Raw genomic sequence first — 19,161 nt, 5'->3', positions numbered from 1 at the left:
GATGGTGCATCCAGGAGGATTCGAACCTCCGACCGCTCGGTTCGTAGCCGAGTACTCTATCCAGCTGAGCTATGGATGCAACGGAATGACTTCTTCTTACTGCTGTTACTGCGTGCCTTCTTACGGGCGGGTATGGTGTCGCTAAGACCACATTCACTGTCCATACTGCAAAAGTATGGTGCATCCAGGAGGATTCGAACCTCCGACCGCTCGGTTCGTAGCCGAGTACTCTATCCAGCTGAGCTATGGATGCATTTAAATGGCGGTGAGGGAGGGATTCGAACCCTCGATGCAGCTTTTGACCGCATACTCCCTTAGCAGGGGAGCGCCTTCAGCCTCTCGGCCACCTCACCTTACGCCTCTTGCGAGTGCTCTGATTAACTTTCTGAAAGCTCATCGTCGCTGCGTGGCGCACATATTACTTTCCCGCGTTTATAAGTCAAACCCTTTTTTTTCATCTCATGCACGTTTGAACAATTCACGCGCAATATGGGTAGTTTGACGCCAAAATGGTTTTTTTATCAACGCAAAAAGCCGGATGACGCAGAAATATCATGTAGGGGGCGATAAGAAAAAGCGTGAAGAAAAGCGTGCGAAGAGAGGGAAAGAGAACAAAAAGATGATTGGCGCCTCGCTTCCCGCGAGACGCCGGTCAATTTAGTAGGTCGTTTGCTGGGACTTTTCAGCTTGAATGCGTTGGTAGATTTCTTCGCGATGGACAGAAACCTCTTTCGGGGCGTTGACACCAATACGTACCTGGTTACCTTTCACCCCTAATACAGTGACAGTCACCTCATCGCCAATCATGAGGGTTTCACCAACTCGACGAGTCAGAATAAGCATTCTTTGCTCCTTGAAAGATTGTAAGAGTCGGGTCTCTCAGTTTCCCCGCCATTATCCATCATATACTGTGAAAACGTAAACTATGCCACTTACATTAACTGTAAGGTAATCATAGGATCAACGTTAACTCTTTTCAGTTTAGCCGAATTCGGCAGTCTTGTGGCATCTGCCGCGCCGCGCCGCCGCGGCCTGAAACAAAAAACGCCATAGCGCACAAGGCGTTATGGCGTATCAATACGTTTGAATTATTTCAAACTTATAATTTATCTTCGACCCACGCTGTGACGCTTTCCAGCGCCCCCGGCAGAGCGGAAACATCACTGCCGCCCGCCTGCGCCATATCAGGGCGGCCGCCGCCTTTGCCCCCTACCTGCTGGGCAATATGGCCGATCAGCTCACCGGCTTTGACGCGGTCAGTCAGGTCTTTGGTCACCCCGGCAATCAGGCTGACTTTCCCTTCCGCCGTGGTCGCCAGTACGATAATGGCAGAACCCAGCTGGTTTTTGAGATCATCGACCATCGTGCGGAGCATTTTCGGCTCGACGTTATCCAACTGGCTGACCAGCAACGGCGTGCCTTTTACCTGCTTCGCCCGTGAAGAGAGCGATGCGCTTTCCTGAGCAGCCTGCTGGTCTTTCAGTTGCTGCAACTCTTTCTCCAGCTGGCGTGAACGCTCGATCAGGCCACGGATCTTGTCAGAGACACTGTTGGCATCCCCTTTCACCAGATGGGAAATACTTTGCAGCAGGTCAGTTTCCTGGTGGAGTGTGGCAATCGCCCCCTCCCCTGTCACCGCCTCAATACGACGGATACCCGCTGCCGTGCCGGATTCGCTCTGAATGCGGAACAGGCCGATGTCACCGGTGCGGCTGGCGTGTGTGCCACCACACAGCTCTGTGGAGAAGTCACCCATACGCAATACGCGCACGTTGTCTTCATACTTCTCACCAAACAGTGCCATGGCCCCTGCTGCTTTCGCTTCTTCCAACGCCATAATGTTGGTTTCAACCGGCAGGTTACGACGAATCTGGGCGTTAACGATATCTTCTACCGCACGGATCTCGGCAGGCTTCATCGCTTCAAAATGGGAGAAGTCAAAGCGCAGGTATTTATCATTAACCAGCGAGCCTTTCTGCGCCACATGGTCACCCAGTACCTGACGCAACGCTGCGTGCAGCAGGTGGGTCGCGGAGTGGTTCAGACGAATACGGTTACGGCGCGCGACATCAACCTGCGCATCGACGGCGTCATTAACCCGCAGGGTACCCTGGCTGAGCACGCCCTGATGGCCGGTAGCCTGGCCATACTTCTGGGTATCAATCACATCGAACTGGGCCGCTGCCGTGCGCAACTGGCCTTTGTCACCGACCTGGCCGCCGGACTCGGCGTAGAATGGCGTCTCATCCAGCACCACAACGGCGTTGTCACCGGCGTTAATGCTGTCTACCGGCTGACCGTCACGATACAGTGCGATCACTTTCGCCGACAGGTCGAGCTGGTCATAGCCCAGGAACTGCGTGCTGCCATCCACACGGATCAGGCTGTTATAGTCAGCACCAAAGCCGCTCGACTCACGCGCACGGCGGCGCTGCTGTTCCATCGCCTGGTTGAAGCCCTCTTCATCCACCTTCAGGTTACGTTCGCGGCAGACATCGGCGGTCAGATCCAGCGGGAAGCCATAGGTGTCATAGAGGCGGAATGCGGTTTCACCGTCAAGCGTGTCGCCTTTCAGGTTAGCCAGCACATCATCCAGCAGTGCCAGGCCACGCTCCAGCGTGCGGGCGAACTGCTCTTCTTCAGTTTTCAGCACCTGTTCAACCAGTGCCTGCTGGCGTTGCAACTCTTCCGCAGCCGGGCCCATCACCTCAATCAGAGGGGCCACCAGCTTATAGAAGAAGGTCTCTTTCGCGCCCAGCATATTGCCGTGACGGATCGCCCGGCGAATGATACGGCGCAGCACATAGCCGCGGTTCTCATTAGACGGGATCACACCATCAGAGATCAGGAAGGCACAAGAGCGGATGTGGTCAGCAATAACGCGCAGGGATTTGTTGTCCAGATCGGTCGCGCCGGTGACGTTAGCCACGGCACCAATCAGTTTTTTGAACAGATCGATCTCATAGTTGGAGTTCACATGCTGCAGAACGGCGGCAATACGCTCCAGACCCATGCCGGTGTCCACAGACGGCTTCGGCAGCGGTTGCATGGTGCCGTCAGCCTGACGGTTGAACTGCATAAACACCACGTTCCAGATCTCGATATAGCGATCGCCATCTTCGTCCGGGCTGCCCGGCGGGCCACCGGCGATGTGATCGCCGTGATCGAAGAAGATCTCGGTGCACGGGCCGCACGGGCCGGTATCGCCCATCTGCCAGAAGTTGTCAGAGGCGTAAGGTTTGCCTTTATTGTCCCCGATGCGGATGATGCGCTCCTGCGGCACCCCAATCTCTTTCAGCCAGATGTCATAGGCTTCATCATCGGTTTCATACACGGTCACCCACAGCTTCTCTTTCGGCAGGGCAAACCAGTTTTCACTGGTCAGCAGCTCCCAGGCATACTGGATAGCATCATGCTTGAAATAGTCGCCGAAGCTGAAGTTACCCAGCATTTCAAAGAAAGTATGGTGGCGCGCGGTATACCCGACGTTTTCGAGGTCATTGTGCTTACCGCCCGCACGGACGCAACGCTGTGAGGTCGTGGCGCGTGAATAGGCACGCTTGTCCAGGCCAAGGAAAACATCCTTGAATTGGTTCATCCCGGCATTGGTAAACAGCAATGTCGGATCGTTATTGGGAACCAAAGAGCTGCTTGATACAACCTGGTGTCCCTTGCTCTGGAAAAAATCGAGAAACGCTTGACGGATCTCAGCGGTGCTCTTGCTCATAAATGTCCCGGAATCAGGCTAAAAGAACAGCCCGTAAGCAGTATGCTCAGCATCTTGATGCCGGCGCACTGCTTACGAACAAAAAGTGGGAATAAGATAAAATTTCTTCAGTGGGAAGTAAAATCCAGTATGCGCTCATTCATCAAAATCGCGATAAATTGACTGTATCTCTTCCTGAAAAAAGCCCCGGTATTGCAGAAAGCGCTGCACTTTGGCCTTTTCTTTCCACTCTGTCGGCAACTGTTCGCCAAACTTGCGCTCCGCCAGATCGCGCGCCTGCCGGCACCAGTCCACTTCCGTCTCCTCAAAGCCGGTATTAATCACCTCTTTTGCCACACCTTTCTGCGTAAGCTCTGAGCGGATGCGCTGAGGGCCATACCCTTTACGGCTGCGGCTGTTGATATAGCTTTGCGTAAAACGGGCATCGTCCAGATAGTGGTGCTCCAGGCAATACAGGATAATTTTTTCAACCAACTGTGGGTCGATCTCTTCTGCCGGTGGCGGTGCATAAACCGGTGCAGGGGGAGTCTCAGCGTCGTCATCAGTACGGTGTGGGGGGCGGCGCGAGAAAGAGGCGTTGCGGCGCGGTGCCATGACCGGTGGGGTTTCCAGCTTACGGCGCAGTTCCGTCTCGCTGTGATCGCGCTGGGCAAGCAGGCGCATTGCCCTGGCCAGCAGGGTATTGAGCTGCTCTTTCTCAGAGCGCCCAGGTTGGGAGGGATCATGGCTCATCAGCACTCTCCTTCAAAATCGCGGGGCGGCCGGGCATATCGTGTACCGGGCTGGCCATGCACATAAAAAAACAGCCAGAGTGTTTGCACACTCTGGCTGGTTCAGCTCAGAAAGAATCGATTAAAACTCTTCGCTCATCTCTGCGCTGTCATCATCAAGGTTTTCTGTCGCGGTAGCGGCATTTTCACCATTGTTGGTCAGCAACAGCTCACGCAGTTTCTTGTCCAGTTCAGCTGCAATAGCCGGGTTCTCTTTCAGGTAGTTACAGGCATTTGCTTTACCCTGACCGATCTTGTCGCCGTTGTAGCTGTACCAGGCACCGGCTTTCTCGACCAGTTTGTGTTTCACGCCCAGGTCAATCAGCTCGCCGTTGATGTTGATGCCTTCGCCATACATGATCTGGAACTCAGCCTGCTTGAATGGCGCAGCAACTTTGTTCTTGACCACTTTCACGCGGGTTTCGCTGCCCACGACCACGTCGCCCTCTTTAATCGCACCGATACGGCGGATATCGAGACGCACAGAGGCGTAGAACTTCAGGGCGTTACCCCCGGTGGTGGTTTCTGGGTTACCGAACATCACACCAATCTTCATACGGATCTGGTTGATGAAGATCAGCAGGGTGTTGGCCTGCTTCAGGTTACCGGCCAGTTTACGCATCGCCTGGCTCATCATACGGGCGGCCAGACCCATATGCGAATCACCGATTTCGCCTTCGATTTCTGCTTTGGGCGTCAGGGCTGCCACGGAGTCAACGATGATGACGTCAACCGCGCCGGAACGGGTCAGCGCATCACAGATCTCAAGGGCCTGCTCGCCGGTGTCCGGCTGGGAGCAGAGCAGGTTATCAATGTCTACGCCCAGTTTCTTAGCGTAGACCGGGTCCAGCGCGTGCTCAGCATCGATGAAGGCACAGGTTTTGCCTTCACGCTGTGCCGCTGCGATGACCTGCAGGGTCAGCGTGGTTTTACCGGAAGATTCCGGGCCATAAATCTCAACGATACGGCCCATCGGTAAACCACCCGCACCCAGCGCAATATCAAGCGACAGAGAACCGGTAGAGATCGTTTCCACGTCCATAGAGCGATCTTCACCGAGGCGCATGATGGAGCCTTTGCCGAATTGTTTTTCAATCTGGCCCAGTGCTGCAGCTAACGCCTTTTGCTTATTCTCATCAATAGCCATGTTGACTCCTCTACGGACAGCAGTAGGTCACCCCTGGGCTGTCACTGATTGTAATTTGGTATACTGGAAAACGAGATGAATTATACTGTATACGTATACAGTACCACAAGCTTATTTTTCCAGAAATTCATCAAGTAGGGTTTGCAGCGCGAAAACAGCGGCTTGCATTCTTACCGCCTCACGGTCACCGGAAAAGCACTGCTTTACCGCCATCATCCGGCCATCTTCCGCGGCTATGCCGAACCACACGGTACCGACCGGCTTGGCATCCGTGCCGCCGCCCGGCCCGGCGATCCCGCTGATGGACACAGCGTAGTCTGCACCCGCCGCTTTCAGGGCACCGAATGCCATTTCCCGCACCACCGGCTCACTGACCGCGCCATGCGCCTGTAACGTGGATTCCGCCACCCCCAGCATCTCATGCTTGGCCGCGTTGCTGTACGTCACAAAGCCACGATCAAACCAGGCGGAACTGCCGGCAATATCCGTAATGGACTTGGCCACCAGCCCACCGGTGCAGGACTCTGCACAGGTTACCCAGGCTGACGCCGCCTGAAGGCGCTCGCCGAGGCGCACGCTCAGCGCATGCAGGTTTTTTTCACTCATCACATATCCCGTCTGTGAAGAAGGTAAGTGGGTCCAATGTTAGCACTTCTCAAGGGAAGCATGAGCGATCCTGCACTATTTTGCGAGACGCGCCGAAGGACCGGACAAAAAGGCCGGTGATTGATGCGGATGCGTTTTCAACCCCTGGGCCACCTGTTAACATCACGCCTATTCTGAGCAAGGCCGGCGGTGTACGCGCCTTCCATTCTCAGGCTGCGGAAGTGCCCGGCAGCCTGGCCCAACCTTATTGCAGTGAAAATCAGATTGCCGTGAAAAACTACATTACCGTGAAAAACTATGGAAAATAACGCTTACGCAGACCACACGCCAATGATGCAGCAGTATCTGCGTCTCAAGGCCGATCATCCTGAGATCCTGTTGTTTTACCGGATGGGGGATTTCTACGAGCTGTTCTATGACGATGCCAGGCGCGCATCCCAGTTGCTGGATATCTCCCTGACCAAGCGCGGCCAGTCTGCCGGCGAGCCGATCCCAATGGCGGGCGTGCCGCATCACGCGGTTGAAAACTATCTGGCGAAGCTGGTGCAATTAGGTGAGTCGGTCGCCCTGTGTGAACAGATTGGCGATCCGGCGGCCAGCAAAGGCCCGGTCGAGCGTAAAGTCGTCCGGATTGTCACCCCCGGTACCGTCAGTGATGAGGCGCTGCTGAAAGAGCGTCAGGATAACCTGCTGGCCGCCATCTGGCGTGACAGCCGGGGGTTTGGGTATGCCACGCTCGACATCAGCTCCGGCCGTTTCCAGGTAGTGGAACCCGCGGATAATGAAACCATGGCCGCTGAATTGCAGCGCACCAACCCGGCCGAATTGCTCTATCCGGAAAGTTTCCCGGAGATGGCGCTGATTGAACAACGCCGTGGCCTGCGCCGCCGCCCGGAGTGGGAGTTCGAACTCGACACCGCCCGCCAGCAGCTGAACCTGCAATTCGGCACCCGTGACCTGACCGGCTTTGGGGTGGAACAGGCACCCCAGGCGCTGCGCGCGGCCGGCTGCCTGTTGCAGTATGTGAAAGATACCCAGCGTACTGCCCTGCCCCACATCCGTGGCCTCACGATGGAGCGCCAGCAGGACGGCATCATCATGGACGCCGCCACCCGCCGCAACCTGGAAATCACGCAGAATCTGGCGGGCGGCACGGAAAACACCTTGTCGGCGATTCTGGATTGTTGCGTAACGCCAATGGGCAGCCGGATGCTGAAACGCTGGCTGCATATGCCAAGCCGTAACCAGACGTTGCTGATGCAGCGCCAGCAGAGCATCGCCGCGCTGCAACCTCTGGTGGACGATCTGCAGCCATTGCTGCGGCAGGTGGGTGACCTGGAACGTATCCTGGCGCGGCTGGCCCTGCGCAGCGCCCGCCCGCGCGATCTGGCACGGATGCGCCATGCCATGCAGCAGTTACCGGCGATTCGTGAACTTCTGACGCCGCTGACCGGCGGGCACCTGCCTGCCCTGCTGGCCCAGACCGGTGAATTCAGTGAGCTTCTGGCGCTGCTGGAGAGAGCCATTATCGAGTCCCCGCCGGTGCTGGTGCGTGACGGCGGCGTGATTGCGCCGGGTTACCATGCCGAGCTGGATGAGTGGCGCGCCCTGGCTGACGGTGCCACGGATTACCTGGATCGTCTGGAAATCCGTGAACGTGAGAAGCTGGGCCTCGATACCCTGAAAGTCGGCTTCAACGGCGTGCATGGTTACTTTATCCAGGTCAGCCGCGGCCAGAGCCACCTGGTGCCGATGCACTACGTGCGCCGACAGACGCTGAAAAATGCCGAGCGCTACATCATTCCAGAGCTGAAAGAGTATGAAGACAAGGTGCTGACGTCGAAAGGCAAAGCGCTGGCGCTGGAGAAGTCGCTCTATGATGAGCTGTTTGACCTGCTGCTGCCGCATCTGCCCGAGCTGCAACAGAGTGCGGCGGCCCTGGCAGAGCTGGATGTGCTGAGCAACCTTGCCGAGCGGGCCGACACCCTGAACTATACCTGCCCGACGCTGAGCGATCAGCCCGGCATCCGCATTACCGGCGGGCGGCACCCGGTGGTTGAACAGGTACTGAAAGATCCGTTTATCGCCAACCCGCTGGCGTTGTCCCCGGCACGGCGGATGCTGATCATCACCGGCCCCAATATGGGCGGTAAAAGTACCTACATGCGTCAGGCGGCGTTGATTGTGCTGATGGCGCACATCGGCAGTTTTGTGCCGGCAGAGGGCGCCATCATCGGCCCGGTGGACCGCATTTTCACCCGCGTGGGTGCAGCGGACGATCTGGCGTCAGGCCGCTCTACTTTCATGGTAGAGATGACCGAAACCGCCAACATCCTGCACAACGCCACCGAAAACAGCCTGGTGCTGATGGATGAGGTCGGCCGCGGGACGTCCACTTACGACGGCCTCTCTCTGGCCTGGGCCTGTGCGGAAAACCTCGCCAGCCGCATCAAAGCGATGACGCTGTTTGCCACCCACTACTTTGAGCTGACCACCCTGCCGGAAAAAATGGAAGGTGTGGTGAACATCCATCTGGATGCGGTAGAGCACGGTGACACCATCGCGTTTATGCACAATGTCCAGGAGGGCGCGGCCAGTAAAAGTTATGGTCTGGCGGTGGCCTCGCTGGCCGGCGTGCCGCGCGATGTGATTAAACGCGCCCGGCAGAAGCTGCGTGAGCTGGAAAGCCTTTCCAATCAGGCAGCGGGCAGCCATGTCGACAGCGCGCAGCTGACGTTACTGAGTGAGGAAACCTCACCGGCCGTCGAGGCGCTGGAAGCGCTGGACCCGGACACCCTCTCCCCACGTCAGGCACTGGAGTGGATCTACCGCCTGAAGAATATGGTGTAGACGCAGAGTAAGTCAGTAAGGCAGTGAGCACAGAAGGCAGTGAGCGATCCGGAGCCGGATCGTTTGCGCAGGCTGTGCGAAGCGCCTGCCTGCGGGCCACGATCCTCAGGATCGCCAGGGATCTGATCCGGCCTATCCCTGACTTTCAGGCCCTGTCTTTCAGGCATAAAAAAACGGTGGGCAAGGCCCACCGTTTTTAAGGTACTTCCTTCAATGAATCATTAACTTCCTGAGCAGGTTAATGATTCACGGCTTTTCCAGAGCATATGGGCAGCCCGCTTATTCGCGGAAAAGTGCCTCAATGCTCAGCCCCTGACCCTGCAGAATTTCACGCAGGCGGCGCAGACCTTCAACCTGAATCTGACGAACACGTTCACGAGTCAGACCAATTTCACGGCCCACATCTTCCAGTGTGGCAGCTTCGTAGCCCAAGAGGCCGAAACGACGCGCCAACACTTCACGCTGTTTGGCGTTCAGTTCGAACAGCCATTTAACGATGCTTTGTTTCATATCATCGTCTTGCGTGGTGTCTTCCGGACCGTTGTCTTTCTCGTCTGCCAGAATATCCAGCAGCGCTTTCTCTGAGTCGCCACCCAGTGGCGTATCTACCGACGTGATGCGCTCATTCAGGCGCAACATACGGCTTACATCATCAACCGGTTTGTCGAGTTGCTCGGCAATCTCTTCCGCACTCGGTTCATGATCCAACTTGTGAGAAAGTTCACGCGCAGTACGCAGATAAACGTTCAGTTCTTTCACGATGTGGATCGGCAGACGAATAGTACGGGTTTGATTCATGATCGCCCGTTCAATGGTCTGGCGGATCCACCAGGTTGCATAGGTAGAAAATCGGAAGCCGCGCTCCGGGTCAAATTTCTCAACGGCACGGATCAGGCCAAGGTTACCTTCCTCGATCAGATCCAACAGTGCCAGACCACGGTTGCTGTAACGGCGGGCGATCTTCACTACCAAACGTAAGTTACTTTCAATCATCCGGCGGCGGGACGGCACGTCACCGCGCAATGCACGCCGCGCGAAATAAACCTCTTCCTCTGCGGTCAGAAGAGGCGAATAACCAATTTCTCCGAGATACAGTTGAGTTGCATCCAGCACTCGTTGGCTCACAGCTTGTGATAACAGTTCTTCCTCAGAAGCCTCGTTATCAACAGGCTCTTCAACGAGCGCTTTCTCGTCAAAGTTCTCACCGCCGTTCTCGTCGAAATCCGCGTCATCATGTAACTCGTTAACTTTCAGCGTACTTTGGCTCATAAGCTGCTCCTACCCGTGATCCCGAGGCAGAATACAAGGATTCTGCCCAATTTATCGCTGCGGAAGATAACGCAGCGGGTTTACGGATTTCCCCTTGTAACGAATTTCAAAATGTAATCTTACTGAACTGGTTCCGGTGCTACCCATGGTCGCGATTTTTTGACCCGCCTGCACTTCTTGTTGTTCCCGGACCAGCATTGTGTCGTTATGTGCATAGGCGCTCAGGTAATCATCATTGTGTTTAATGATGATCAGATTACCGTAACCGCGAAGCGCATTCCCTGCATACACTACACGCCCACTGGCGGTAGCAACGATGGACTGGCCGCGCGAACCGGCGATATCGATCCCCTTATTGCCTCCCTCAGATGCTGAGAAGCTATCGATAATCTTACCGTCAGTAGGCCATCTCCAGCTGCTTACCGGCGTGCCGGTATTCGCTGTACTGCTGACGGTGGTGCTCGGTGCGGTAACAGGTGCGGTCGTAGCAACTACCGCGCCCGATGAAGGCAACATCTTACCTACATTCTGTTTACCAGAACTAGCAGAATACGCGGTAGTTGGACGAGAATCAACCGTTGCGCTTTGGATCTGTGTGCTGGAAGGGGGTTTCGGTACCCCATTACGGGTGGCGTCAGAGGCCACTAAAGCCCCGCCGGTACTGGCTCCGGACGATACGTTATTGATCTGGATCGTTTGCCCAACATTTAAGCTATAAGGGGCAGAAATGCTGTTGCGCGCCGCAAGATCACGGAAGTCATTGCCTGTTATCCAGGCGATATAAAACAGGGTGTCACCACGTTTTACCGTGTAGGTGCTGCCGGTGTAGCTGCCTTTGGGAATGGAATTATAGCTGCGATTATAAACAATCCGCCCGCCCGGCGCGGTCTGCCCGCCGCCTTGCGCTGACGGGGTATTCATCATGCCGCCCCGGCTGCCGCCACCGCCGCTGACGTCAGAGATAGGGGCGGAGGTGGTGGCGTTGTTGGAACAGCCGGCCAACCATAAACTCACTACTGTACATGCCGCAATACGACGCAATGTAATAACTGGGCTTCCCGTGCTCATCATTCCCCCATAACAGCAATATCAGTGAACTATCCAAAAAACCTTATCAATCCGCCGCAAAAAGGCAACTTTCCCGCCCTGCGCGAGGTAAGGTTCCCTTGCCCCTACGGATTGCAGGCAGCAAGAGAGAAAAACGCTGCCACGGATGCTATCAACATCGCCGGTGCAGCACCATAGGAGAGTGACACGGAATTTACTCTTGCCGGCCGGGCAGAAACCCCGGCGGCATAAGGCGGCGGCAACGAATCAGGCCAAATCCCCTTTCACCAGCGGCACAAAGCGCACCGCCTCAATGGTTTCGACCTTGAATTCGTTGTTTTTGCGTTGGATGCGTTGCAGAAGTTGGGCGTGCTCGCCAACCGGCAGCACCAGAATGCCGCCCTCATCGAGCTGTTCCAGCAGCGCCTGCGGCACTTCAGGCGGCGCGGCGGTCACAATGATGGCGTCAAACGGCGCACGGGCCGGCCAGCCGAGCCAGCCGTCGCCGTGGCGGGTCGAGATATTGTGCAAATCCAGTTGCTTAAACCGGCGTTTAGCCTGCCACTGCAATCCTTTGATGCGTTCCACCGAGCAGACATGGTCAACCAGATGCGCCAGAATCGCTGTCTGGTAGCCGGAGCCGGTGCCGATCTCCAGCACCCGTGAACCGGGTGACAGCTGCAACAGCGCCGTCATCCGCGCGACCACATAAGGCTGTGAGATCGTCTGGCCGGAGCCAATCGGCAAAGCGGTGTTGTCATAGGCGCTGTGCTCAAACGCCTCATCCACGAAACGCTCCCGCGGCACTGCCTCGATGGCCTGCAGCAACCGCTCCTCCTGAATGCCCTGCTGGCGGAGCTGGTCCAGCAGGATTCGCATACGACTGTTCACCATTCCCCGTTGACCTCGGCGTTGGTTAACCATCTCTCCACGACATCCTGTGCCGCGTAGGCCGTTAAATCGACCTGAAGCGGTGTGACGGAAACATATCCCTCTTCAAGTGCGGCAAAATCGGTGCCCGGCGCGTAATCAAATTTTGCGCCGGGCGGGCCGATCCACCATAAATCCTGCCCGCGCGGGTCCTGCTGGTGAATCACCTGGTCAGCCGGGTGGCGGCTGCCGCAACGGGTGACCTTGATGCCTTTGATGGCGGACAGCGGCAAATCCGGGACGTTGATGTTCAGGATCTTGCCGGTTCGCAGCGGTTCGCGCTGCAATGCCCGCAGGATCGCACAGGTTACCGCGGCCGCCGTGTCATAATGCCGGTGCCCGTCCAGTGACACCGCCAGCGCCGGATAACCAAGATGACGCCCTTCGGTGGCCGCGGCGACAGTCCCGGAGTAGATCACATCATCCCCCAGGTTCGCCCCGGCATTAATCCCGGAGACCACGATATCCGGCCGCGGCCGCATCAGCTGGTTAACGCCCAGATAGACGCAATCGGTCGGCGTGCCCTGCTGTACGGCGATATCGCCGTTGGGCAGCGCCAGGGTGCGCAACGGGGCATCCAGCGTCAGTGCGTTCGACGCCCCGCTGCGGTTGCGGTCGGGTGCCACCACCTGCACCTCCGCAAACTCCCTGAGCGCAGCGGCCAGGGTCTGAATCCCCGGCGCGCTAACGCCATCATCATTACTCAGTAAGATCCGCATTATCGTTGCCCTGCCGCAGGATTTCACGTACCACACTGGTGGCGAAGCTGCCGGCCGGCAGCCAGAAATTCAGTTCAAGCGTGACGTCATCCCACCAGTTCCACTGCATCTGTTGCGGGTAGAGCAACAGCGCGCGCCGCGCCGGCTCAACCCGCTCACGCTTCACTAAGCCCAGCAGATCGCCCTGATCGGCCAGGCAGGCCAGCTCCAGCGCCTCTGCGGCAGCCTGGGTGCCGAGGTCACCGTCGCCCGGCAACGGGGCGGTGATTTGCAGTTCACCCGCGTCGAGGCGCGCCTGGAGCGTCTCCAGTTCGTCTTCTTTCGCGACAAACCAGCTGCCGCGCCCGCTGAGTTGCAGGGCATCGCCCGCCAGCACGGTGCGGTGCAGCCCCTGCGCCAGACGCTCCGCGGCGATCAGGTTAAACAGGGCGCTGCGGCTGGCCGACAGGTAAAAACTGCGCTTGCTGCGCTCTTTCACGCGGATCTCGTCACGCGCCCAACGCGCCGCCTGCACCAGATTATTGCCGCCATGCCCAAAACGCTGCACGCCGAAGTAGTTCGGCACGCCCTGCTCAGCAATGCGTGCCAGCCGCTGCTCGACGTCTGCCCGGTCAGTGACCTGACGCAGAATCAGCGTAAAGGCGTTGCCCTTCAGCGCGCCGATGCGCAGCTTACGGCGCTGGCGGGCGCTGGCCAGCACCTCGCACCCTTCCAGCTGGAACGCCGCGAGATCGGGCGATTCTTTGCCGGGCAGATGCAGGCAGAACCACTGTTCGGTGACTGCATGGCGATCTTTCAGCCCGGCATAGCTCACGGCACGGGCCGGGATGCCGGCAAAACGCGCCAGCGCATCGGCGACGAACTGGGTATTGCAGCCGTTTTTACGGATGCGCACCAGCAGGTGTTCGCCTTCGCCATCCGGCTCAAAGCCCAGATCTTCGCGTACCTGGAAATCTTCCGGGTTGGCTTTCAGCAGGCCGCCGGAGCGCGGCTCGCCATGCAGCCAGGTCAGCGTAGTCATGTCCATCACATCAGGCCTTAATCAGCAGGGCGACGGCGGCACAGGCAATGCCTTCGCCACGCCCGGTAAAACCGAGCTGCTCAGTGGTGGTCGCCTTCACGTTGACGTCATCCATATGGCACTGCAAATCTTCGGCCAGATTGACCCGCATCTGCGGAATGTGCGGAGCCATTTTCGGCGCCTGCGCAATCAGGGTGATGTCGAGGTTACCGAGGCGGTAGCCTTTGGCCTGAATGCGGCGGTAAGCCTCACGCAGCAGGGCGCGGCTGTCTGCGCCTTTGTACGCCGGGTCGGTATCCGGGAAGAGTTTGCCGATGTCGCCCAGCGCCGCAGCACCCAGCAGTGCATCGGTGGCCGCATGCAGCGCCACGTCACCGTCGGAGTGCGCCAGCAGCCCTTGCGGGTACGGAATGCGCACGCCACCGATCACCAACGGACCTTCTCCACCAAATTTATGTACATCAAATCCGTGACCGATACGCATCATGCGCTCTCCTGTGTTAAAAAATGAGATAAATAAAATGCCGCCAGCGCCAGATCTTCCGGCTGCGTCACTTTGATATTGTCAGCGCGCCCGGTCACCAGTTGCGGATGGTAACCGCAATACTCCAGTGCCGACGCTTCGTCCGTGATGGTTGCCCCTTCGCGCAGCGCCCGGCTGAGGCACGCTTTCAGCAGCGCCAGCGGAAAAAGCTGCGGCGTCAGGGCGTGCCACAGGTTCTGGCGGTCAACGGTGTGCGCCACCGCCGCCACGCCCGCCTCGGCCCGCTTCATGGTATCCCGCACCGGGGCGGCCAGAATGCCGCCGACCTTGCTGGTCGCGGTGATCGCCAGCAGGCGCGCCAGATCGTCCTGATGCAGGCAGGGGCGCGCGGCGTCATGCACCAGCACCCACTGCGCGTCACCGGCGCATTCAAGGCCGGCCAGCACCGAGTCAGCACGCTCTGAACCGCCTGACACTACGTTAATCCGGCGGTCAGCGGCAATCGGCAATTGCCTGAAATGCGTGTCCTGTGGGCTGACGGCCACAATCACGCGGTTGATGCGCGGGTGGCGCAGCAACGCCGTGATGGCATGTTCAATCAGGGTCTGGTGGCCGATGGTGAGGTACTGCTTCGGGCATTGTGCCTGCATACGGCTGCCGATTCCGGCGGCCGGCACAACGGCAATGATCTCTGGAAGGGAACCTGCGTTGTTCATCTGATTAGTGTGCGTTGTTTTGAGCAGACGCAGTGGTTGCGCTGCGTTTGGATTGGTCAGGCACCAGCCGGTAGAAGGTTTCGCCCGGTTTAATCATCCCGAGTTCGTTGCGCGCGCGCTCCTCGATCGCTTCCTGACCGCCATTCAAATCATCTATTTCAGCAAAAAGCTGATCGTTCCGTGATTTCAGCTTGGCGTTGTTGGCCTTCTGGACCGCAACGTCATCATCCACCCGGATATAATCGTGAATACCATTCTTGCCCAGCCACAGCGAATACTGGAGCCAGCCAAGTAAAACCAATAACAGCAGCGTTAATTTACCCATGCCCGCCCCCTGAAAAACCCGGCAATCATCCCATAACTTTACGTCCGACTCCACATGCGCAATGCATTGGCCGGGCGATTAGGCAACGAAGTATACCGGGATAACAGGCTCCCCCGGCGGCAGGCCGGCAGAAAAAAGGGGAAAACAGGGCAGAAAGGCGGCCGGGCTTACCAGCCGGTCAGAAAGGAGAACACCATCCAGAACAGGCAGACAACCATTGCGCCGCTGATCAGCAACGTCAGCAGCACATGGCCGCGCAGCAACATACTGACGGCGATGCCGACCAGTACTGACACCGGCATCAGCGTCAGGAAAAAGGGCCAGGTATAAATCAGGAAAAACAGCGTGTTTGCACCATACACCACAAAGGGAATGGCAAACGCCAGCCAATAGAAGATAAACCCCGAGCAGCCGCCCAGAAAAGAGTAAGACGGCTCCTCACCCTCATGCCGGTCAGCCGCCGGACGCAGTGGCCGCGACGGCTCAGTGGCCGGGCGGCCGGCAGTGGAATAGGGGCTGATATTCTGCATACGGTGATCCCTGTGGTCTCAGTGCGGCAGCACGTTTTTACACGCGTTTCCGCAGCCGGTTCAGGGTTCGATAATAACGCGGCGACGCAGAACGTCTAACATTTGCTCGACCAAATTTGTTACTAATTGTTCACCTTTCAAGTGGATATCCGGAGCCTCAGGGGCTTCGTAAACCGAGTCAATGCCGGTGAAGTTTTTCAGCTCCCCTGCCCGCGCTTTTTTGTATAACCCTTTGGGATCACGGGCTTCGCACAATTCCAATGGCGTGTCGACAAACACCTCAATAAAGCGGTCGCCGAGCAGCTCACGCACCATCTGCCGTTCGGCACGGTGCGGTGAAATAAAGGCGGTGAGCACCACCAGCCCGGCGTCCACCATCAGTTTGGCGACTTCGCCGACCCGGCGGATATTTTCGCGCCGGTCATCGTCGGAAAAGCCCAGATCGCGGCACAGCCCGTGGCGGACATTGTCGCCGTCCAGCAGATAAGTGCTGACCCCGTGGGCGTGCAGCGCCTGCTCCAGCGCCCCGGCCACCGTGGACTTGCCGGAGCCGGACAGCCCGGTAAACCACAGCACCGCGCCCTGGTGGCGGTGCAGCGCCTCGCGGTCCGCACGCGCAATGGCGTGCGGGTGCCAGACGATGTTTTCATCGCGTTCAGACACGTTTATTTACCACCCAGCAAATCACGCGCACCCCAGTGCGGGAAGTGGCGGCGCACCAGCGCGTTCAACTCCAGCTCGAACGCGCTGAAGGCGCCCGGCTCTTCAAACACGGTGTCCAGCGCTTCGCGCACCATGCCTGCGCCCACGGTGACGTTGGTCAGGCGATCGATAAAGATCATGCCGCCGGTCACTGCGTTGGCCTGGTAGTTGTCCAGCATCAGCGGCTCATCAAAGGTCAGCTCCACCAGCCCGATGCCGTTCAGCGGCAGGTTTTCCACCACGCGCTGGGTCAGGGAGTTAATCTCCACCTGATACTGGATGTTCTCCACCCGCGCACGGGATTTCTTCCCGGCGATTTTGATGTCGTAACTCTGCCCCGGCACCAGCGGCTGCTCGGCCATCCACACCACGTCCACCAGCGCATGGTGCACCGGCTTCAGGCTATCGGCCGCATCCACCAGCAGGTCACCACGGCTGATGTCGATCTCATCTTTCAGTACCAGCGTGATCGCCTCACCGGCCCAGGCTTCCTGCAAATCACCGTCAAAGGTGACAATGCGCGCCACCGTGGACTCGACGCCGGACGGCAGCACTTTCACCCGTTGGCCGACGCGCACCACACCGGCCGCCAGCGTGCCGGCGTAACCGCGGAAGTCGAGGTTCGGGCGGTTGACATACTGCACCGGGAAGCGCAGCGGCTGTTGCTCACTGATGTTGATGACGTTGACGGTCTCCAGCATCTCCAGCAGCGTCGGGCCGGTATACCAGCCCATTTTGCTGCTCTGGGTTGCGACGTTGTCCCCTTCCAGGGCGGACATCGGCACAAATTTGATGTCGAGATCGGCCGGCAGTTGCTGGGCGAAATCGAGGTAATCCTGCTTGAACTGCTCGTAGACGGTTTCGCTGTAGTCCACCAGGTCCATTTTGTTCACCGCCACCACCAGGTGACGGATGCCCAGCAGCGTGGCGATAAAGCTGTGGCGGCGGGTCTGGTCCAGCACCCCTTTACGGGCGTCGATCAGCAAAATCGCCAGGTCACAGGTCGAGGCACCGGTCGCCATGTTGCGGGTGTACTGCTCATGCCCCGGCGTGTCGGCGATGATAAATTTGCGCTTCTCAGTGGAGAAGTAGCGGTAAGCCACATCAATGGTGATGCCCTGCTCGCGCTCCGCCTGGAGGCCGTCCACCAGCAGCGCCAGATCGAGTTTCTCGCCCTGGGTGCCGTGGCGTTTGCTGTCGTTGTGCAGCGAAGAGAGCTGGTCTTCATAGATCTGGCGGGTGTCATGCAGCAGGCGGCCAATCAGCGTGGATTTGCCGTCATCGACACTGCCGCAGGTCAGGAAACGCAGCAGGCTTTTGTGCTGCTGGCTCTTCAGGTAGCCTTCGACGCCACCCTGTTCGGCGATCTGTTGTGCAATTGCATTATTCATCTGGCGGCTCCTTAGAAATATCCCTGACGCTTTTTCAATTCCATCGACCCGGCCTGATCGCGGTCGATGGCGCGCCCCTGGCGCTCACTGGTGGTGGAGACCAGCATCTCCTCGATGATCTCCGGCAGCGTTTGCGCCCCGGATTCCACCGCGCCGGTCAGCGGCCAGCAGCCGAGGGTACGGAAGCGCACCATCTTCTGCTCAATCACTTCGCCCGGTTGCAGGTCGATGCGGTCATCGTCCACCATCAGCAACATGCCGTCGCGCTCAAGCACCGGGCGCGGCGCGGCCAGGTAGAGCGGCACAATCTCAATATTTTCCAGGTAGATATATTGCCAGATGTCCAGCTCCGTCCAGTTCGACAGCGGGAAGACGCGGATGCTCTCCCCTTTGTTGATCTGGCCGTTGTAGTTATGCCACAGCTCCGGGCGCTGGTTTTTCGGGTCCCAGCGGTGGAAGCGGTCACGGAAGGAGTAGATACGCTCCTTGGCGCGCGATTTTTCCTCATCACGGCGGGCGCCGCCGAACGCGGCATCAAAGCCGTATTTGTTCAGCGCCTGCTTCAGCCCTTCGGTTTTCATGATGTCGGTGTGTTTGGCGCTGCCGTGGACGAACGGGTTAATGCCCATCGCCACCCCTTCCGGGTTTTTGTGCACCAGCAGCTCGCAGCCATAATTTTTGGCGGTGCGGTCGCGGAAGTCGTACATTTCGCGGAATTTCCAGCCGGTGTCCACATGCAGCAGCGGGAACGGCAGCGTGCCGGGGTAGAAGGCTTTGCGCGCCAGGTGCAGCATCACCGACGAGTCTTTCCCGATGGAGTAGAGCATCACCGGGTTACCGAATTCAGCGGCGACCTCACGGATGATATGGATGCTCTCCGCCTCCAGTTGCCGCAAATGTGTGAGTCGTTTTTCGTCCATAACAGAT

The 19,161-nt window shown here is 58.0% G+C and carries 19 protein-coding genes and 3 tRNA genes; 2 read left to right on the top strand and 20 right to left on the bottom strand.

Features of this window, described 5'->3' with window-relative positions; translation table 11 throughout:
- Positions 1 to 2 precede the first annotated feature (2 nt).
- The 8 genes from JK232_RS08745 to pncC all read right to left on the bottom strand — a co-directional run bounded on the left by JK232_RS08745 (position 3) and on the right by pncC (position 6,250).
- Positions 3 to 79, bottom strand: a tRNA-Arg gene (locus JK232_RS08745).
- A 97-nt stretch (positions 80 to 176) separates the two neighbouring features.
- Positions 177 to 253: transfer RNA gene (locus JK232_RS08740), tRNA-Arg, on the bottom strand.
- 7 nt (positions 254 to 260) lie between these two features.
- Positions 261 to 353: transfer RNA gene (locus JK232_RS08735), tRNA-Ser, on the bottom strand.
- Between the two features lie 304 nt (positions 354 to 657).
- A complete protein-coding gene (gene csrA, locus JK232_RS08730) occupies positions 658 to 843 on the bottom strand; it encodes a carbon storage regulator CsrA (RefSeq protein WP_004091602.1) in 186 nt (61 codons plus the stop codon).
- Positions 844 to 1,099: 256 nt separating this feature from the next.
- Positions 1,100 to 3,727, bottom strand: coding sequence for an alanine--tRNA ligase (alaS, locus tag JK232_RS08725; RefSeq protein ID WP_072929008.1), 2,628 nt, complete (start codon positions 3,725 to 3,727; stop codon positions 1,100 to 1,102).
- Positions 3,728 to 3,862: 135 nt separating this feature from the next.
- Positions 3,863 to 4,459 carry a recombination regulator RecX gene (recX, locus tag JK232_RS08720; RefSeq protein ID WP_072929006.1) on the bottom strand — a complete coding sequence of 199 codons (597 nt, stop codon included), beginning with the start codon at positions 4,457 to 4,459 and terminating at the stop codon, positions 3,863 to 3,865.
- Between the two features lie 120 nt (positions 4,460 to 4,579).
- Positions 4,580 to 5,644: a recombinase RecA gene (gene recA / locus JK232_RS08715; protein ID WP_212589065.1), complete on the bottom strand. Its 1,065-nt coding sequence runs from the start codon at positions 5,642 to 5,644 to the stop codon at positions 4,580 to 4,582.
- Between the two features lie 111 nt (positions 5,645 to 5,755).
- Positions 5,756 to 6,250, bottom strand: a complete 495-nt coding sequence (pncC, locus tag JK232_RS08710; RefSeq protein WP_072929002.1) for a nicotinamide-nucleotide amidase — start codon at positions 6,248 to 6,250, stop codon at positions 5,756 to 5,758.
- 116 nt (positions 6,251 to 6,366) lie between these two features.
- On the opposite strand from pncC, the gene JK232_RS08705 reads away from it, so the two are divergent.
- Entirely contained in the window at positions 6,367 to 6,558 is a 192-nt protein-coding gene (locus JK232_RS08705; RefSeq protein ID WP_072929000.1) for a hypothetical protein, read from the top strand.
- Entirely contained in the window at positions 6,548 to 9,100 is a 2,553-nt protein-coding gene (gene mutS / locus JK232_RS08700; protein WP_101835524.1) for a DNA mismatch repair protein MutS, read from the top strand. Before JK232_RS08705 ends, mutS begins: the two co-directional genes overlap by 11 nt.
- A gap of 279 nt (positions 9,101 to 9,379) precedes the next feature.
- On the opposite strand, the gene rpoS is transcribed toward mutS, so the two are convergent.
- From rpoS to cysD, 12 genes are all read right to left on the bottom strand, one after another.
- Positions 9,380 to 10,369 (bottom strand): RNA polymerase sigma factor RpoS, encoded by a 990-nt coding sequence (gene rpoS, locus JK232_RS08695; RefSeq protein WP_072928996.1) that lies wholly within the window; start codon positions 10,367 to 10,369, stop codon positions 9,380 to 9,382.
- A gap of 51 nt (positions 10,370 to 10,420) precedes the next feature.
- The gene (nlpD, locus tag JK232_RS08690; RefSeq protein ID WP_072928994.1) at positions 10,421 to 11,437 is read right to left on the bottom strand and encodes a murein hydrolase activator NlpD; all 1,017 of its coding nucleotides are present in this window, start codon (positions 11,435 to 11,437) and stop codon (positions 10,421 to 10,423) included.
- A 246-nt stretch (positions 11,438 to 11,683) separates the two neighbouring features.
- Positions 11,684 to 12,310, bottom strand: a complete 627-nt coding sequence (locus JK232_RS08685; RefSeq protein WP_072928992.1) for a protein-L-isoaspartate(D-aspartate) O-methyltransferase — start codon at positions 12,308 to 12,310, stop codon at positions 11,684 to 11,686.
- Entirely contained in the window at positions 12,304 to 13,065 is a 762-nt protein-coding gene (surE, locus tag JK232_RS08680) for a 5'/3'-nucleotidase SurE (protein ID WP_072928990.1), read from the bottom strand. Before surE ends, JK232_RS08685 begins: the two co-directional genes overlap by 7 nt.
- Positions 13,046 to 14,092: a tRNA pseudouridine(13) synthase TruD gene (truD, locus tag JK232_RS08675; RefSeq protein WP_072928988.1), complete on the bottom strand. Its 1,047-nt coding sequence runs from the start codon at positions 14,090 to 14,092 to the stop codon at positions 13,046 to 13,048. Before truD ends, surE begins: the two co-directional genes overlap by 20 nt.
- Positions 14,093 to 14,096: 4 nt before the next feature.
- On the bottom strand, positions 14,097 to 14,570 hold the full coding sequence (gene ispF / locus JK232_RS08670; protein ID WP_072929117.1) for a 2-C-methyl-D-erythritol 2,4-cyclodiphosphate synthase: 474 nt from the start codon (positions 14,568 to 14,570) through the stop codon (positions 14,097 to 14,099).
- On the bottom strand, positions 14,570 to 15,286 hold the full coding sequence (gene ispD / locus JK232_RS08665) for a 2-C-methyl-D-erythritol 4-phosphate cytidylyltransferase (protein ID WP_072928986.1): 717 nt from the start codon (positions 15,284 to 15,286) through the stop codon (positions 14,570 to 14,572). Before ispD ends, ispF begins: the two co-directional genes overlap by 1 nt.
- Before the next feature lie 4 nt (positions 15,287 to 15,290).
- Positions 15,291 to 15,611, bottom strand: coding sequence for a cell division protein FtsB (ftsB, locus tag JK232_RS08660; protein WP_072928984.1), 321 nt, complete (start codon positions 15,609 to 15,611; stop codon positions 15,291 to 15,293).
- 167 nt (positions 15,612 to 15,778) lie between these two features.
- Positions 15,779 to 16,141 (bottom strand): DUF3561 family protein, encoded by a 363-nt coding sequence (locus JK232_RS08655; RefSeq protein ID WP_212589064.1) that lies wholly within the window; start codon positions 16,139 to 16,141, stop codon positions 15,779 to 15,781.
- A gap of 60 nt (positions 16,142 to 16,201) precedes the next feature.
- A complete protein-coding gene (gene cysC, locus JK232_RS08650) occupies positions 16,202 to 16,804 on the bottom strand; it encodes an adenylyl-sulfate kinase (RefSeq protein ID WP_246814612.1) in 603 nt (200 codons plus the stop codon).
- Between the two features lie 2 nt (positions 16,805 to 16,806).
- Positions 16,807 to 18,234, bottom strand: a complete 1,428-nt coding sequence (cysN, locus tag JK232_RS08645) for a sulfate adenylyltransferase subunit CysN (RefSeq protein WP_101828766.1) — start codon at positions 18,232 to 18,234, stop codon at positions 16,807 to 16,809.
- 11 nt (positions 18,235 to 18,245) lie between these two features.
- A complete protein-coding gene (cysD, locus tag JK232_RS08640; protein ID WP_072928978.1) occupies positions 18,246 to 19,154 on the bottom strand; it encodes a sulfate adenylyltransferase subunit CysD in 909 nt (302 codons plus the stop codon).
- Between the last annotated feature and the right edge of the window lie 7 nt (positions 19,155 to 19,161).

Origin of the sequence: Nissabacter archeti (assembly GCF_018257325.1) — a bacterium.
GTDB classification, from domain to species: Bacteria; Pseudomonadota; Gammaproteobacteria; order Enterobacterales; family Enterobacteriaceae; genus Chimaeribacter; species Chimaeribacter arupi.
This window is presented reverse-complemented; position numbering and strand designations above follow the sequence as displayed.

Bases quoted from the DNA above. Each gene is read 5' to 3' on its own strand.
- csrA (WP_004091602.1), bottom strand. From the start codon at position 843: ATGCTTATTCTGACTCGTCGAGTTGGTGAAACCCTCATGATTGGCGAT.
- alaS (WP_072929008.1), bottom strand. From the start codon at position 3,727: ATGAGCAAGAGCACCGCTGAGATCCGTCAAGCGTTTCTCGATTTTTTC.
- recX (WP_072929006.1), bottom strand. From the start codon at position 4,459: ATGAGCCATGATCCCTCCCAACCTGGGCGCTCTGAGAAAGAGCAGCTC.
- recA (WP_212589065.1), bottom strand. From the start codon at position 5,644: ATGGCTATTGATGAGAATAAGCAAAAGGCGTTAGCTGCAGCACTGGGC.
- pncC (WP_072929002.1), bottom strand. From the start codon at position 6,250: ATGAGTGAAAAAAACCTGCATGCGCTGAGCGTGCGCCTCGGCGAGCGC.
- mutS (WP_101835524.1), top strand. From the start codon at position 6,548: ATGGAAAATAACGCTTACGCAGACCACACGCCAATGATGCAGCAGTAT.
- rpoS (WP_072928996.1), bottom strand. From the start codon at position 10,369: ATGAGCCAAAGTACGCTGAAAGTTAACGAGTTACATGATGACGCGGAT.
- nlpD (WP_072928994.1), bottom strand. From the start codon at position 11,437: ATGAGCACGGGAAGCCCAGTTATTACATTGCGTCGTATTGCGGCATGT.
- JK232_RS08685 (WP_072928992.1), bottom strand. From the start codon at position 12,310: ATGGTGAACAGTCGTATGCGAATCCTGCTGGACCAGCTCCGCCAGCAG.
- surE (WP_072928990.1), bottom strand. From the start codon at position 13,065: ATGCGGATCTTACTGAGTAATGATGATGGCGTTAGCGCGCCGGGGATT.
- truD (WP_072928988.1), bottom strand. From the start codon at position 14,092: ATGGACATGACTACGCTGACCTGGCTGCATGGCGAGCCGCGCTCCGGC.
- ispF (WP_072929117.1), bottom strand. From the start codon at position 14,570: ATGCGTATCGGTCACGGATTTGATGTACATAAATTTGGTGGAGAAGGT.
- ispD (WP_072928986.1), bottom strand. From the start codon at position 15,286: ATGAACAACGCAGGTTCCCTTCCAGAGATCATTGCCGTTGTGCCGGCC.
- ftsB (WP_072928984.1), bottom strand. From the start codon at position 15,611: ATGGGTAAATTAACGCTGCTGTTATTGGTTTTACTTGGCTGGCTCCAG.
- JK232_RS08655 (WP_212589064.1), bottom strand. From the start codon at position 16,141: ATGCAGAATATCAGCCCCTATTCCACTGCCGGCCGCCCGGCCACTGAG.
- cysN (WP_101828766.1), bottom strand. From the start codon at position 18,234: ATGAATAATGCAATTGCACAACAGATCGCCGAACAGGGTGGCGTCGAA.
- cysD (WP_072928978.1), bottom strand. From the start codon at position 19,154: ATGGACGAAAAACGACTCACACATTTGCGGCAACTGGAGGCGGAGAGC.